An 18,031-nucleotide genomic window follows, 5' to 3' on the forward strand; every position below is an offset into this window, starting at 1 on the left:
AATAAATACAAACTAATGTATAATACAATAAAAAGAAAAAAGATAAAAATATTTTATTTTATTGTTATTTTAATTTGTTTTCTTGCTATTTTAATTTTATTAATTAAAATTTATTACAAAAATAAATCCGATAAAGAAAATATGCAAAAATATAATTATAACCCACAAGACGCTCGACAATTAGAAATTCCTAATAATACTCAAATTATATGTTTACAAAAGGATGAATTTCCCGAAAATTTAAATATTTTTAAAAATTTAGATAACGCTTTGGGGTCAGAAATTATAAATTATTTAAAAAAAGATATTGTCGAGAATACTTATGACAAAAACAATGATACAATAATTTTAAATATAAAACCTGAATTAAAGTTTGAAACAGGAGAATTAATTAATTCAAAAACTCTTAAATATACTTTGAAAAAATATCTGGATTGTGGTTATGGCCGAAAATTATTAGAAGATCATTTAGACAATGTTCTAACAACGAATTATATAATGGAATATAATCAAGACCGAAAAAGAAATCTTTTCAATGATTTAATTAATATAGATAGTGATGATAAAATAAAATTAAGAATTAATAATAATATAGTTCCGAACGACTTAATTAAATATCTAAATGAAAAAATATTTTGTCTACCTTTAGAATATGGACAAAATGATAATTTAAATAATTTTGTCAAAGAAGAATACGGAAACAAACGTAACCCTATATGTTCTTATGGAGATTATAAAATAGTTGAATTTTCACCTCAAAAAATGAAATTATTACTTCAAAAAAATCTATTCAATAACGATCCTCAACAAAATATTTTATATTTATCAGCATCAAAAAAAGAACAACATGATCTTTTTCAACAAGGAAAATTGTCTTTTTTTGAACCTTTAGAAGAAATTGAAGAAGATATTTCTTATAATGATCATCTATTTAATGAAAATTTTTTAAAAACTGATCATAAAAAAGAATTTAAATTAAAAGAAGAACAATTATTTTTGTTTTTCAATTTAACCACAAAACAAAATAGTTTAAAAAGTAAAATGATTGAACAATTAAATTATTTTAAAGATTATTTTTCCAAATTACCTAAAAAAAACAAAGTCGAAAAAGTTAAAGAAGTTTTAGAATTAATCAATGATCCGAATAAAATAAATGAAATTTATCAAAATTACAATTTGGCGTTAGAAGATATTTTTTCAGATGACAAAGAATCTTTACAACAACATAAACAAAAATTAGAAAAATGGGACAAAATTCAATTACCTCATAAAATTTTGCAAGATCCTAATTTTCGTAAAGCTTTTTATTTAGCTATTAATCGACAACAAATAATAAAAGAAATATTACCTTTTTATCAACCGTCTTGCTATCCAATATCACCATTATCTGAATTTCATTATTCTAAAAAAACGGATATGTCTAAGAATTTATTTAATTTTTTAAATTTAAATGAAATATCTAATATAAACGAACAAGAAATCATAGAAAAAAGTTTTTGTGAAAATGAAGCTAAAAGATTATTTAAATTAGCTTGGGATAAATTAGAACCTGAATTACAAACACAACAAATCGTATTAAAAACTAATACAATCAAAGATGAAAGATTAAAAAGTATTTTTAATTATTTAAAAACAAAAATAGCAAATATTTTTGATAATAAAATTATTTTAAATAATTGTTTAACCAAAAATAAAAATTTAATCGAAGAAATAACACAACAAAACGAACAAGGAGAAAACTTATCCGCTATTATAGAAGACTTAGATAATGATTCTGATTTGTGCATAGACATCTATCCCACACAAGAATTTATGAATATTATGTTAGTGCTACTTACCAGATTTTATCAGAATTATATATTTAATATTGATTTTGATCAAGAATTAAGACAAATTTCCGACAAAGAAAAAGAATTTTTGAAAAAAAAATTCAAATATAGCTCTTTTGATTTCGAAGGAATGAATGAACAAAATAAATTAGAAGGCGACATGCAATATTTATTCGCTTTTTATATAAATTGCAAAAATAGCCATAATTTAAACAAAGAAACAAAACAAAAAATAATACTTAAATTAATACAAGAAATAGATAAAATATATTTTGATAATTTACCAACAATTCCCTTATTATCTTTACAAAATGTAATTATTTATAAAAATTAAATCACTAAAGAAAGGCTAATATAAATGATAAAATTTAATAACAAAAAAACTTTAATTTTTATAAGCGGATTAACAATTATTATATTTTTTATTTTTTTATTCTATTATTTAGATAAATTATTAGATTCAAATATTTATAAACAGTCTTTGAACAAATATTCTGATTTTGAAGAAAATTATAAGGATTATAAAAATGTTACTATTTTTATAAAAAATCATAATAATGATTTTTTTGAATTGCAATTAATAAAACAAGATAACAGTAAACATAAAATTATATTACTGAAAGAAGATTTATCTAAATGTAGAACTTTTTTAAGCAAACATACAAAAGAATTTGAAAATATTTTTATAGAAACTGAAAGACCTATTTTTTATATTAAATATAAAGAAAATATATTAATAGTTATTCAAATATTAAATTTGATTGGATATATTATTTTTATTTGTTATATAATTGATACTATGTTAAAATCGTCAGGTAAACTTAACTCTAATCCTTTAATCTCTTCTAAACAAAAATCTAGATTCACATTCAAAGATGTTGCTGGTAACGAAGAAGAAAAAGAAGAAATGAAAGAATTAATTGATTTCTTAAAAAGACCTCAAAAATATACTTCTATAGGAGCTAAAATACCTAAAGGTATTTTATTAGAAGGCCCTCCTGGAACAGGAAAAACCTTATTAGCTAAAGCTTTGGCTGGAGAAGCAAATGTTCCTTTTTACGCAATTTCAGGTTCTGAATTTGTTGAAATGTATGTCGGTGTCGGCGCTTCTCGTGTCAGAAAATTATTCAAAGAAGCTAAAAATAATGCTCCTTGTGTGCTTTTTATTGACGAAATAGATGTTTTAGGAGGCAAAAGAAGTGGTTTTTCAGGAGGATCTCAAGAAAAAGATCAAACTTTAAATCAACTATTAACTGAAATGGATGGATTTTCTTCGTCTAAAGGAATTATTGTTATTGGAGCTACTAATAGAGCTGATATCTTAGATGCAGCTTTATTAAGACCAGGAAGATTTGATAGAGTCTTGAAAGTAGGTTTACCAGATGTTAAAGCGAGAGAAGCTATTTTAAAAGTTCATGCTCGTAATAAAAATATTTCATCTGATATTAATTTTCATCAATTAGCCAAACAAACTCCAGGAATGAGTGGAGCTCAATTAGAAGCTATTTTAAACGAAGCCTCTATTTTAACAGTCAGAAATCAAAAAGAAATGATTACAATGGAAGAATTAGAAGAAGCGATTGATCGTGTGTTAATGGGACCAGCTAAAAAATCAATTAAATATACTGAAGAAGAAAGAAAAATGGTCGCTTACCATGAAGCGGGACACGCAGTCATTGGTTTAAAATTAGAACATGCTCAAAAAGTACAAAAAATAACTATCATTCCGAGAGGTTCAGCAGGCGGTTATAACTTAATGTTACCTGAAAAAGAAACTTTCTTTTCTTCTAAAAAAAGAATGTTAGCGAATATCGTTTCTTATTTAGGTGGTAGAGTAGCTGAAGAATTAGTTTTTGATGACGTTTCAAATGGAGCTTATGATGATTTTAAACAAGCTACTAAAATAGCTCGTTTAATGGTTACTAAATATGGAATGAGTGATTTAGGAATTACTCAAGATTCAGAATTCTCTGATAAAAAAATGATCGATATAGAAATTAAAAAAATAGTAGACGAATGTTATCTTGAATGTCAAAAAATTATTAAAGAAAATAAATCTTTATTAGATAAAATAACTAATTTATTATTAGAAAAAGAAACTATTAATAAAGAAGAAATAGACAAATTAACAATTGCTTAAAATATTTAATTAATAATAAAAAAAGAAACTTTTAGAAGTTTCTTTTTTTATTATTTAGAAAAAATATATAATTTGTTAAAAAATTATAAAATTAAAAAGATTTTTTTAAAAATCAATAATTTAATAAATTTTAAAATAATTTTAATTATTGTTGGATTTATTTTAAGATACAAATATAAATTAAAAATTTTTTGTAAAATTATTAAAATTTTAAAAGTAAATTTTATAAAAAGAAACTTTTTTAAAAAACCTATAACAGTACGATCCATTATAATATAAAAAACAATATATAATGTATATTTTTTATTATTATTGTTTAAATTGACTATGATAAAGGTTATAATAGAATCCTTTTAATTCAAGTAATTCATTATGTTTACCTTTTTCAATGATAACACCGTTTTTTAATACTACAATAACATCAGCATTTACAATTGTGGATAAACGATGCGCAATTATAAAAGATGTTTTATTTTCGCATAATTTTTGAATAGACTTTTGACAAATCATTTCCATTTGAGTATCGATAGCCGAAGTAGCTTCGTCTAAAATTAAAATAGAAGGATTATTTAATAAAGTTCTAGTTATTGTAATTAATTGCTTTTCACCTTGTGATAAATTATCTGACTCTTCATTAATGATAGTTTGATAACCTTCTTCTTTGGCCATGATAAAATCATGAATTTGAGTTTGTTTTGCTACTTCTATAATTTCTTCTTTTGTTTTATTTTCGTTACCATATTGAATATTTTCTAAAATAGTACCTTTAAAAAGCCAAACATCTTGTAAAACTAATCCTAAAATTTTTCTTAAATATTGTTTTTGTAATTGTCTAATATCTACTCCATCAATTGTTATAGAACCTTCATCAATATCATAAAATCTAGTTAATAAATTGATTAAAGTTGTTTTTCCTGAACCAGTAGAACCAACAACAGCTACTGTTTGATTTTTATAAACATCTAAATTAATATTTTTAAGAACAAGTGAATCTTTATAATAACCAAATGAAACATTCGAAAAAGAAACAAAACCTTCTACTTTATCTAAAGTAATACAATTAGGTTCATCTTCTTTTTCTTCGGTTTCGTATAAAAAATCAAAAACTTTTTGGATAGCAGCTTTAGTTGATTGAATAACAACAAAAATTTGACTTAAATCATTAATAGGATTTCCTAAACGCCAAACATATTGAATAAAAGCTTCGAATATCCCTAATTGAATTGTGCAAAAACCCAAAGTAAATAAAAAACCTTTATTATCGATAGGAAGCATTAAGTAATACCCCATAACAATAATAATAGTTAATATAATATATGTAAAAGAATTAATAATAGGAATAGCTAAACTAGAGAAAAAATTTGATTTAAAAATCATTTTAGATAAATCTTGATTAATATCTTTAAATTCTTTAATAATATTTTTTTGTTGATTATATAAAATAATTTCTTTATGACCGTTAAGTTTTTCTTGTAAAAAACCATTATATTCAGATGTTTTATCGAATCTTTGAATAAAAATATGACGAGATTTTCTATTAATAATAAAGATCACAATAAGAGAAAAAGGAATCATTAAAGAAATAACAAAACCTAAACGCCAATTGACTAACAACATGCAAACTAATAAAATAGCTATATTAAAAAAAGCACAAATAATAGAAGCAAAAGTTTGTTGTAATCCATTAGAAATAATATCGACATTATTAGTCATTTTATTCATAACATCACCAACAGTATTTTGATCAAAAAATTTAATAGGTAATCTATTAATTTTTTTATAAATATCTTGACGCATATTTTTAATTCCTTTATGAATGGAATTTATTAAAAATTTGTTATAAATAAATTTGCCTATTGCGCATAATAAATATAAAATAACATTTATACTTAAAAAAAACAAAATATGTTCTCGATAAGATGTTTCGTTACCACGAACACGATTGTCTTTATTATTAATAAAGTCTAAAATTTGTTTTCCTTCAAATAATGGAATATAACATTGAATTGCAGCAATAAAAAAAATTAAAACAATACTAATTATTATTTTTGTTTTAAAAGGACTTAAATATTTAGACATCTTTTGCATTTTACAATACCTCTTGAATTTTTTGAGAAAAAGCAATTTTTTGATAAACAGGACATTTATTCATCAATTCTTTATGTGTTCCGATGCTTACTATTTTTCCATTATCTAAAACAATAATTTTATCAGCATTCAAAATAGACGTTAACCTTTGTGCCACTATTATTACTATAGATTCTTTCTTTTTTTGAGCTAAAAAAGATTTTCTAATAGCTAAATCAGTTTCATAATCTAAAGCGGAAAAGGAATCATCAAAAATATAAATATCTGGTTGTTTTAATAAAGCTCTTGTAATAGAAAGTCTTTGTTTTTGACCACCAGAGAAATTTGATCCTAATTCACTTACAGGTTCTTCTAATTTATGAGTTTTATTTTGGATAAATTGATATGATTGGCTTATTTTAGATTTTTCGAACATTTCTTCGATATCGGCATTTTCTTTGCCGAATAACAAATTACTAAAAATAGTACCTTTAAATAAAATATTTGTTTGTGAAACAAAACCAATTTTATCCCTTAAATTTTTCAAATCATAATTTTGAATATCTATACCATTAATTTCTATAACTCCTTGAGTAGGATCGATCAAACGGGGAATTAAATTCATTAAAGTAGTTTTTCCTGATCCTGTTTTTCCTACAAAAGCAACTATTTCTGATTTGTTAAATGTAAAATTAATATTTTCTAAGATTAATTTAGAATTATCAGGATGTCGATAACAAACGTTTTTAAATTCTAATTTTTGAATATTTTCTAAAAATTCTAAATTTATTGCATTTTTATTAATACAAGGTTTAATATCAAATAAATATTGAATTTTCGCTAATGCTACTAAAGTTTTTGGAAACATCATAAATAATAATAAAAAAGTCAAAATAGAAGATAAAATATGAACATTATAAGTTATACAAATATATAAATTACCAATATCCATATGTCCTTCTAGAATAAGATCCGAAGCAAGTTTAATAGTAATAATAATAGACAGATTTAATAAGAAATAAAATAAAGGTTCAATTGAAAGAATAGAATTAAATAATTTAACAATCGAATCTCTAAAAGATACATTTATTTTTTCGAATTTTGTTTCTTCATTTTTTTCTTGATTTAAAGTTCGAATTATTTTTACTCCTGTAATGCTAGATCTGATTTTATAATTCATTTCTTCTAAAAGATTATGTTGTTCAATTGATAAAGAATAATTTTTCACAATAATAAAAATTAAAAGAAAGATAAAACAAAACGTTATAGCTAATATGCCATAAGATAACGAAGGATCAATCTTGTAAACTATAATAAAACAAGAAACTAACATAATAGGTGTAGAAACAACAGTTTTATAAAAAGCAATTACAAAATTCATTATTTGATACACATTATAGGTCATTCTGCTTACAATAGCTGAAACTCCTAATTTTTGCATGTCTATAAAAGAAAAAGTTTGTATTTTTTTAAATAAATCTGTACTTAAATCTTTAAAAACCAAAGATGCAATTTTGGAAATACAAAAAGTTATAACAAAATTTCCTACAATAACAATCAAAACTATTATGCATAAACATAAAAAAACATTTATAAATTGTGTTGTAGGTTTAGGATTTACAATATATTTACCTATGACATAAGGAATCAATAACTCTCCGATAATTATTAATAAAAAAGAAAAAATATTCAATAAAAGAAGTTTTTTATGTTTAAAAATATATTTCAAAATTAATTTCATATAATTAATGCTTCAAAACTTACTTTCTTTTAATATATGTAAAACAAATTAAAATAAAAAATAAAACAAAAAAATTAATAAACTAAATAAATCGGATATTATTAGCAATTATAACATTTTTTATTATTTGTAATAAAAAAATAGTTTTCTTTATAAAAAGAAAACTATTTAAGTTATTAATTTAAAAAAGATTATTATCTGACATCTGAGAAAAATCTTTTTTTTCTTTCACAGAAGTAACAGCTGCTTCAGTAGTAACAAACATAGAAGCGATAGATGCAGAATTTAAAATAGCTTGTTTTGTCACTTTAGTAGGATCAATGATTCCTTCTTTAAATAAATCAACATATTCTCCTGTTTCGGCATTAAATCCAAAATTTTCTTTTTGTTTTAATTGTTCTTTAACAACTAAATCTCCATTAAAACCTGAATTTTTGGAAATTTGATAAGTTGGAGTTAATAAACTATCTAAAACAACATTTATTCCTTTTTGAATATCCGAATTAGAATCTTTTAAAGTTTCTTTTAAAACTTTATAAATTTCTACTAAAGTTTTTCCACCACCAACTAAAATACCTTCAGTAACAGCAGCTTGAGCAGCATTTAAAGCGTCTTCAAGTCTTAATTTTCGTTCTTTTAGTTCTATTTCTGTAGCTGCCCCTACTTTAATAACAGCTACTCCACCAGATAATTTAGCTAAACGAGATTTTAAATTGTTTAATTCATGTTCATTATTTGTATTTTGAATATGATTTTCTATTTCTTCAATTCTTTTGGTTAAAGAAGGACTTTTATCCGCTCCCATTAATATTGTATTATCTTTTTTGATAATTGCTTTTTTAATTTGGCCTAAATCTTCTATTTTTATATTTTGTAATTGCATATCTAAATCTTTAGAAATAAAATTCGCTTTAGTTAAAATAGCAATATCTTTTAATAATTCTTTTTGATTATCTCCGAAACCAGGGGCTTCAGTAGCAGCGATATTTAAAATACCATGAAACTTATTTAGCGCCAAAATATTAATTACATCGTTATCAAACGAATTAGCTATAATTAACAAAGGTTGAGTTTTTGCTTTAACTTCTTCCAATAAATGATTAATTTCGTTAATGTTATTAATTTTATGATCAGTTACCAAAATTAATGCTTTTTCAAATTCGACTGACATATTGGCCAATTTATTAACAAAAATACTTGATAAATAACCTTTATCATATTGCATTCCCTCAACAACTTCTAATTCAGTTTCTAAACCTTTAGATTCTCCTATGCTAATTATTCCTTTTTGAGTAACTTTATTTATTGCAGAAACTATAATTTCGCCTATTTCTTTACTACCTGAAGAAAGTGTAGCGATATTAGCTATTTCTTCTTGTGTAGAAATTGGTTTAGATTTTTCTAAAATTTTTTCTATGACTTTTTGTGAAGCTTTAAGAATTCCTTTTTTAACTAAAACAGATTGAGCGCCAGAATTAATAAATTCAAAACCTTTTTTAATCATACTTTGAGCTAAAACAATTGCTGTTGTTGTTCCATCTCCTGCATTATCGTTAGTTTTTGTAGCAGCCTCACGTAATAATTGTGCTCCCATATTTTGAAAAGGTTCTATTAACTCTATTTCTTTAGCGATTGTAACGCCATCATTAACAATAAAAGACAATCCATTGCTTTTTTCTAAAGCAACATTTTTTCCGTTAGGACCTAAAGTAACTTTAACAGTGTTTGCTAAAATATCTACTCCATTTAAAATTTCTTTTCTGGCATCTTTACCAAAAAGAATCGATTTAGCTGCCATATTATTAAATTACATCTCCTTAATTAAATTTTTATTTCATATTAATTTGAAAATTATTAGTTTTTATTTAATTTAAACTAATAAAGCTATTATTTTATCAGTTTTTAGAATTAAATATTCTTCTTTTTCAATTGTAATTTTGGTTCCAGCATAATTTTCGTAAACTACTTTATAATTAGGCTGAATTTCTTTGGATACTTCAGGACCACAACTTACAACAGTACCTGTACAATTATTTTCTTGTGTTTGATTTTTTAATTTTAAAATAATTGAACTTTCGTTCTTTTTTTCTTCTTTATGTTTTATAACAACATAATCTTTTAAAGGTTTAATTAACATAAATATTTCCTTTCTATCGTTCTGACAATGAAATAAACAAACTATCAATTGATAGTTTTTTAGTCTATATAATCTCATTAATAAACATAATTAACAAATATATTATACATCAAATTTATAAAAAGTTAATTTTATATATTGAAATTTATTTTTACGAAATTGGAGTAAAACTGATACTTTTAAATTAATTAATTTAGTTTAAAATTAAAAAACTTTTTGAGATTTATTCTTTATTTTTTTATAATAATAAAATAATGTTTTTTTATTATTTTGTTATTAACAAACGTTTTTTTAATATTTTTTTATAGTTTATTATATATTCTTGTTATAAATTTTTTTATATTATATATGTTATAATTAATATAGTTCATTATTTTAATTTTTTTGTTATTGTTATTATGAATTTTTTTAATTCATAATGATTTTTATTTTTTTATTTAATTCAATTTTTTAAAAATTAAACATTTTTGTGTTTTAATTACTTTTTTTTTAATTACAAAAACATTAATAAATTAAGATTTATAATAAATTAAGATTTGTTATAAATAGACATAAAAAAAGATATAAAAAAGGCATTAATAAAATTAATAATATGTTGAAAATACAAAATTTATGCAAAATTTTTAAAAACGAACAAACATTAAAAAATATTTCTTTTAATTTACCTGATAAAGGTTTGGTTTGCATAACAGGGAAATCTGGTTCAGGAAAATCTACTTTGTTATATTTATTAGGTGGATTAGATAATTCTAATCAAGGTGATATTTATGTTCATGATTTAAACATTACTCAAAAATTTAATAACGAAAAATTAGGCTCTTATAGAAATAATTTTGTCAGTTTTATTTTTCAAGAATTTTATCTTTTAGAAGAATTAACTGTTTACGATAATATTAAAATAACATGCGAAATTCAAAATAAAAATATTAATACTGAAAAAGTAGAAAAAATATTACAAAAATTAGAAATAAACAATTTAAAATTAAAAAAAATTAATCAACTTTCTGGAGGACAAAAACAAAGAGTAGGTATCGCACGTTCTTTAATTAAAAATTCTAAAATGATTTTAGCTGATGAACCTACCTGTAATTTAGATGAACAAACAGAAAAACAAGTTTTTGATTTATTAAAAGAAATATCTAAAGAAAAGTTAGTTATCGTAGTTACTCATAACAAAGAAAATGCTCTTAAATATGGAGATCGTTTAATAGAATTAAAAAATGGTTCTATTATTAAAGATATTTCGAAAAAATTAAATGTAAAACCTATTTTCGATAATGATAAAAAATATTATACTAAAGAAGAAATGTTAGAATTAATAAAAAATAAAGATATTTTAGAAGAAAAAGCAAATTTCGAAAAAACAACAACAAAAATATTTTTTTCTGATGTAAAAGATTTTTCTAATTCACTTGATAATGTTTATTATCGATCTTATCTTACATATTCATCAGCTATTTCTTTTACAAAAAATACTTTCAAAAATAATAAAAAATTATATTTTAGAGCCATTATGGCTATGGGGTTCCCTGGATGTTTACTAATTATATTGACAATATTATTTTTTAATTTTTTCATTTATCAAAATTTTCGTTCTCTTAACATTTTTTCTTGTTTTTTATTTTTTATTTTTTGTTTATTTTTGTTTTTAAATTCTTTTTTTCAATTGAATTATATTATAAAAAACAGAATAGAATTTAAAAAAAAAGAAATTGGTATTTTACAATCATTAGGCGCTTTTAAAAAAGATATTAAAAAAATATTTAGAATATTTGCTTTTAAATTGTCATTTTTTCAAAGTCTAGGAGTGCATTTATCTTTGGTCTTTATTTATTATTCTTTTTCTTCTAATGATTCTTTTCCTAATGGTTTAAAAAGTTTCATCTATCAACATTTTCAAATCAATTTAATAGTTTATTTTTTATTATCTTATTTATATCCATTATTTATAAATATAGTAACGATAAAATACCAAATAAATAAATTATTTAGACAAAATCCTTATCCTTTAAGTATTATTTTGGATCGCAAATAGTTTTGTTATATTTTAATTTTAAATAATAAAAAAATTAATAAAATTATTACACATATTTATACAAAAATACGGAATAAAATCATTATGAAATTCAAAACTAATATTTTTTTTATATTAATTAATTATGGTTGCGAATATATACATCAAATTAAAAAGATATATAATAATTTTCTTTTAACGAAATAATAAACAAATTCTAAATCAATAATATTTAAGAAATTTAATAAATATTCGAAATTTTTATTTAAAATTATAATGTTTTATATGTTAAAGTATTGAGTATTATTTTTTTATATTTTCGAATATTTTTTTTAAGTAAAATTTTTGTAAAATAGAATTTATATCAAAATATAATTTTTTAAAAAGTTTTTCAATTTTAAAAATTTTATTTTTAAAAATAATTAAATTTAAATTAAATTATAAAAAATTATTTTTTAATTTTCATAATTATATTATTTAATTATATAATAAAAATGAATACATGAATATAATTTTAAATTGAAATTAAATTATAAAAAAATTATTTTTTAATTTTCATAATTCTATTATTTAATTATATAATAAGGGTGAATACATGAATATAATTTTAATAGGCCCTCCAGCTTCGGGCAAAGGTACTCAATCTTTAATTTTATCAAAAAATTTAAATATCCCTCATATTTCAATAGGAGATATTTTTAGAGAAAATTTAAGAAATAAAACAGATTTAGGGAAGATAGTTAAATCTTATATTAATAAAGGTTTATTGGTTCCTGATAAAATAACCAATTCTATGATAAGTAAATATTTAACTAATGAAAATATTAAAACAGGATTTATTTTAGATGGTTATCCTCGTAATTTAGATCAAGCGCGTTTTTTAACTGAAGAATTAGATAAAAAAAAAATTGTTTTAAATAAAGTTTTTTATTTTAATGTTAGTGAGAAATTATTAGAAAAAAGAATTATAGGAAGAATCGTTTGTCCTCAATGTGGAGAAATTTATCATAAAGAAAATAAATCACCTGAAAAATATGGTTTTTGTGATAACGATAATACTTATTTAATTCAAAGAAAAGATGATAATTTAAATACTTTTCAAAAACGTTTATTAATTTATAAAAAAGAAACTTTTCCTTTAATTGAATATTATAAAAAAAATAATAAATTAACAGAAATTAAAGTAGACGAAGATACTAAATCAATTAAAGATATTACTGAAATAATATTAAAAGAAATACCAAATATAAAATGAAAAAATTTTTTCTATTTATTGAATCAAAATAAATAGAAAAAATTTTTTTATAAAAAAGAATTAATAATTTAAAAATTAAGATAAATTTTAATTTAACAAAAGAAAATAAAAAAAGAAAATAAAATACCTAAATAAAATTTTCTTATAAAGATATTTGATATTTATCAAAGAAATTATTTTAACAAAGTAATTTAGATTAGAAAGTTTTCTAAAATGAAGACAAAAAACAAAATATTATTAAATATTTTATTAACATTGATAATATTAATTTTTTTAAATATAAAACTTGTTATAAAAGCTATTAATTCTAATGTCAATAATATAAAAGAAGAAGAATATCAAAGTAATAAAATTATTTCAAAATTAAAGCAAATTTATCCTAAATTAACAAATGATAATTTATTAAAAAAAGTTTTAACTAAAATATTAGAAGAATTCGATAAACCTTATTATATTCATGAAACGAAAACAACTATTGAAGATCGAATTAAGTTATTAGAAAAATATAATATAATAGATGAATTCGAAAATACAATTGCACAAACTGTTTTCGATACAAATGAATATTGCTTTGTATTTCCAGGAAATAAAATAGATTTTGATAATTATAGAACATATCTAAATTATAAAAAACAAAATTTTCAAGGAAATAAAGGTTATTCATGGAAAATATGGTCTCCTGCCAATCTTGAATTCGTATCTAAAAAAGAAATTCAATTTTTAATCGATACTTTCGAAGAAATTATAATTTTAGAAACTGAAAAACAAGCGAATTTGAATAAACAAAAAAATATTAAACAAATAGAAGAACAAATTTCTTCTTTAAAACAGAAAATAAATACATATATTGATTTATTAAAAAAACAAAAAATAGATATATTAAATAAAAATAAAGAAATTGAGATTTTAAAAAAAAATATCGAAGAACAAAATGGTCAATTTTTGGCTTTAGAACAACAAGAAGAATTAATTCAAACCCAAGAACAAAAAATAAATTTTTTAATTTTGGAATTAAAAACAAGTAATCAAAAAATTAATGAAGATAAAATATTACAAGAGGCAGAAAAATTAGAATTCCAAAAAGATTTAAAAAACAAAATCGAACAATTAAATGTTTTGAAAAATAAATTAGAATCATCTCAAAGAAATATTGATAGATTAGCTGAAACTCAAGAAGAACAACAAAAAATAATTAAAAATAAAAACGAAAAGATTAAAACGTTGGAGATAGTCGTTGAAAATAATAATAAACAAATTTTTGATTTAAAGGAAGAAATTAAAAAAATAACTGAAAATCTAGAAAATAAAATAAAAAAAAATAAGTTATTATCCGAAAATCAACAAAAAATATCAAATATAGAAATTTCATCACTTAAAAAAGATATTAGTGAATTAAGAGATAAATTAATTTTAAAAGAATTCGTTTTAGAAAGTAATAAAGAACAAATTACAAATCTTTTTCAACAATTAGAAGAAAAAAATAACGAAATCAGCGAAATGCAAAATTTAAATTCATTAGAAAAACAAAAATTACAAGATGATATAGAAGATAACAAAAAACAATTAAAAAAAATAAAAAATAATTTAGATATTGCACAAAGTACAATAACTGAATTAAGACAAACTATCGAAGAACAAAAAAATATTATCGAACAAAAACAAAATAAAATTGAAAATTTAGAACAGAATATTAAAATAAAAGAAAATATTATAAATTCTTTAAACGATCAAATTATAAAAGTCGAACAAGAAATTAAAAATAAAAAAGAACAACTCGAAGAAAATAAACTTTTATCGACACAAGAAAAACAAAAATTACAAAATCAAATTAATGAAAAAGAAAAATTAATTTTAGATTTAAAAAGCCAATTATATTCTAAAGAAAATTTTTTAATTCAAGCACAAGAAGAAATTAATATTTTGAGAAATCAATTGCAAGAACAAAAAGATGAGATTATTTTTATTAAAAATTTAAACGAAGAAGAAAAAAACGAATTAAAAAATGATATAAAAAAACAAACAAAATATTTAGATATACTAGAAAATGATTTGGATATCGCTTATAAAAATATTGATAAATTAAAACAAACAGTTGAAGAACAAACAGATATTATTAATAATAAACAAAAACAAATTTTCATTTTAGAAAAAGATATTGAACAAAAAGAATCTAGTATAGAAAATTTATCTAAAAAAATAGAAAATTTAGAACAAGATATAAATTCGAAAACTAAAGAATTAATAGAAAATAAATTTTTATCTCAAGAAACTCAAAGATTGTTAAGTGAAGATATTAATCAAATGAGAAAACAAATAAAAAATTTAAAAGAACAAATGTCTCAAAAAGAAGAATTTATTGAATCATCTAATAAAAAAATTAATAATTTACAAACAAATTTAGAAATACAAGAAGAACAAATTAAACAAAATCAAATTTTAAATCAAAATGAAAAAAACAAATTACAAAAAGATATCAAAAAACAAATAAACTCTTTAGAAAATTTAAAAACAAAATTAGATAAATATAGAGAAAAAATAGAAATATCTTTACAAAATAATAATATGTTTAATTATTTACTTATAGAAGCTATGTCTCATATGAAGACAATGAATAGAGAAGTTTTGGATTTTTTTCAAAAAATGAGACAAGAACAAGAAATAAAAAAAAAAGATGAATCTGAAAATGCAAAAATTTTTTTTAAAAAAACAGATAAATTCCCGACTTTTAAAGACGTTATAGGAAACAAAGAAGCTACAAAACAATTAAAAGAAAGTTTAATTCAATTCACTGATGATATAAAAGAATATAAAATTATGGGTAATAGCCAACCCCCTAAAGGTATTTTATTATATGGTCCGCCTGGAACAGGGAAAACTTATTTAGCTAAAGCTTTTGCTAAAGAATCTGGATTACCTTTTTTTTCTATAACATCTTCTGATTTTTCTAAAACATATGTTGGTGAATCTCCAAGATTGGTCAAAAATATTTTTGATGAAGCTAGAAAACACTCGCCGAGTATTATTTTAATAGATGAATGTGAAACAGCATTTAAAAAACGTAACGGTGACGGTTTAAATTCCGATCATGGAAACGTTGTTATTTCTTTTTTATCTCAAATAGATGGTATTTATACAGACGAAACAAAACCAGTTTTTGTTATAGCAACGACCAATTTTAAAGACGATATTGATAATTCTATTTTAAGCAGATTTAATAAATTAATAAAAATTGATTTTTGGAATGAAGAAAATATAAATATTTTTTTAAAACAAATTTCTAAAAAATATAATTTAGATATAAGAACTTATCAATATTTAGATAAAATATCAAAACAAATAATTGATTCAAGATTAGACGAATTAAGAACACCTAGAAAAATGATAGAATTGTTTGAACAATCAATAAATGTTGCGTTTTACGAACATAAACATTTGAATATTTTACCAATAGATTTGCAATTAGTAATAGATAGATTGATAAATAAACAAAATGTTATTAATTGGCAAGAACATGATCATATAAAACCTTCCCCAGAACAATTATATACAATCCAAGAATACAAAAATACTCCGATACAACATCTTTTTGTTGATAGTGATTTTACTGATGAAGAAAAAAAATATTTTCAATTAATTAAAAACAATTATATATTAAATAAAAAATTAGTTTATAATCAAAATTCTCAAGAAAAAACAGTAGAATTTGAAGTTGATTCAAATAATTTAGAAAGAATAAAAAAATTTTATTCTTCGGATAATCCTTTTCCTGAAGAATTATTAGGATTTTATTTTAAAGAAGGAACCGAAAGCAAAGAAATAAAAGAAATTAAAAAAACTTCTAATTTAGAATCAATTTTAAATGTAGCAATCGAAGCAAAAGTAACACAAATTTATTTTATTTGGAATATTGAAAAAATTAAACATAATAAAATGAAAATAGAAGGTTTAATGCAAAAATATACAAATGAATTTAATTTTTTAAAATCAGATGAAAATTTAAAAAATAAATTATTAGAAATATCTCAAGTAACAAAAAATAATGAATTAGAATTCGAAAAAATAATATTAAAGTATATTGAAGAAATTAAAGAACAATTAACTAATAATATTTATGATGAAATTATTAGACAAAATGAACTAATTATTTTAGAAGATTCTTTCGAATTAAAAAGAGATATTACAAAACAAATAAACAAAATATTTCAAAAAAATAATTTTTTATTTTTAAAAGAAATCAAAAATGAAATTTTTTCTAATATTAAAAACAAATTAATAAAAAATAAAGAAAACAATTTACAAGAAAAAATTGCAAATTTAATAAATTCGATAACTTTTAATACAAAAATATTTAATTATTTAGAAATAGATAAAATTAAAAAACAAATAAATCAAAATGTTTATGATTATTTTGTAATACAAAGCAAATATTCTTTAAAAGATATTCAAAATCAAATTTATAAAACAGAAAAACAAGTTAATAAAAAACTTTTCGATAAATATTGGAAAACAATATTAAAACAATTAAATATTAATTGTAATTTAGAAAAAGATAAAATAATAAATTTATTAGAAGAAAAAACAAAAAAAGAATTATTTTATAATGATTTAGAATTAGAAAAAATAATTAATTTGCTTAACGAAGAAATTGAAAAGAATATTAAAAATTTAGAAAATAATTTAAAGAAAAAAATATCTGATAATATAAATAAATATATATTAATAGATAATGTATTGAATCAAAAAATATCTAATCAAGAAATAGACTTAATTAAAGAAACAGCTTTTGTTATCGCTAAAGACGAATTAAAACAAGAAAATATTAAAGAAGAACAAATGGGCGACCAAGAG

General features: G+C 20.8%; 9 protein-coding genes. 5 read left to right on the top strand and 4 right to left on the bottom strand.

Annotation, left to right across the window (positions count from 1 at the left end):
* On the top strand, positions 1–2,163 hold a 2,163-nt coding region (locus KTO59_RS02290; protein ID WP_284928417.1), incomplete at its 5' end, for an ABC transporter substrate-binding protein.
* A 24-nt stretch (positions 2,164–2,187) separates the two neighbouring features.
* The gene (gene ftsH / locus KTO59_RS02295; RefSeq protein WP_284928418.1) at positions 2,188–3,969 is read left to right on the top strand and encodes an ATP-dependent zinc metalloprotease FtsH; all 1,782 of its coding nucleotides are present in this window, start codon (positions 2,188–2,190) and stop codon (positions 3,967–3,969) included.
* A gap of 309 nt (positions 3,970–4,278) precedes the next feature.
* Here the strand turns inward: ftsH and KTO59_RS02300 are convergent, their stop codons facing one another.
* The 4 genes from KTO59_RS02300 to KTO59_RS02315 form a co-directional block, all read right to left on the bottom strand.
* A complete protein-coding gene (locus KTO59_RS02300) occupies positions 4,279–6,057 on the bottom strand; it encodes an ABC transporter ATP-binding protein (RefSeq protein ID WP_284928419.1) in 1,779 nt (592 codons plus the stop codon).
* A gap of 1 nt (position 6,058) precedes the next feature.
* Positions 6,059–7,777: an ABC transporter ATP-binding protein gene (locus KTO59_RS02305; protein ID WP_284928420.1), complete on the bottom strand. Its 1,719-nt coding sequence runs from the start codon at positions 7,775–7,777 to the stop codon at positions 6,059–6,061.
* Between the two features lie 181 nt (positions 7,778–7,958).
* The gene (gene groL, locus KTO59_RS02310) at positions 7,959–9,575 is read right to left on the bottom strand and encodes a chaperonin GroEL (RefSeq protein WP_225696059.1); all 1,617 of its coding nucleotides are present in this window, start codon (positions 9,573–9,575) and stop codon (positions 7,959–7,961) included.
* A 72-nt stretch (positions 9,576–9,647) separates the two neighbouring features.
* Positions 9,648–9,914, bottom strand: coding sequence for a co-chaperone GroES (locus KTO59_RS02315; RefSeq protein WP_225696060.1), 267 nt, complete (start codon positions 9,912–9,914; stop codon positions 9,648–9,650).
* 592 nt (positions 9,915–10,506) lie between these two features.
* Here KTO59_RS02315 and KTO59_RS02320 point away from each other — a divergent pair.
* From KTO59_RS02320 to KTO59_RS02330, 3 genes are all read left to right on the top strand, one after another.
* The gene (locus KTO59_RS02320) at positions 10,507–11,949 is read left to right on the top strand and encodes an ABC transporter ATP-binding protein/permease (protein ID WP_284928421.1); all 1,443 of its coding nucleotides are present in this window, start codon (positions 10,507–10,509) and stop codon (positions 11,947–11,949) included.
* A gap of 574 nt (positions 11,950–12,523) precedes the next feature.
* Positions 12,524–13,183 carry an adenylate kinase gene (locus KTO59_RS02325; protein ID WP_225696061.1) on the top strand — a complete coding sequence of 220 codons (660 nt, stop codon included), beginning with the start codon at positions 12,524–12,526 and terminating at the stop codon, positions 13,181–13,183.
* 213 nt (positions 13,184–13,396) lie between these two features.
* Positions 13,397–18,031: AAA family ATPase (locus tag KTO59_RS02330; RefSeq protein ID WP_284928422.1), on the top strand; the 4,635-nt coding region annotated here is incomplete at its 3' end.

Origin of the sequence: Candidatus Phytoplasma sp. AldY-WA1 (assembly GCF_020312115.2) — a bacterium.
Classification (GTDB): Bacteria; Bacillota_I; Bacilli_A; order Acholeplasmatales; family Acholeplasmataceae; genus Phytoplasma; species Phytoplasma vitis.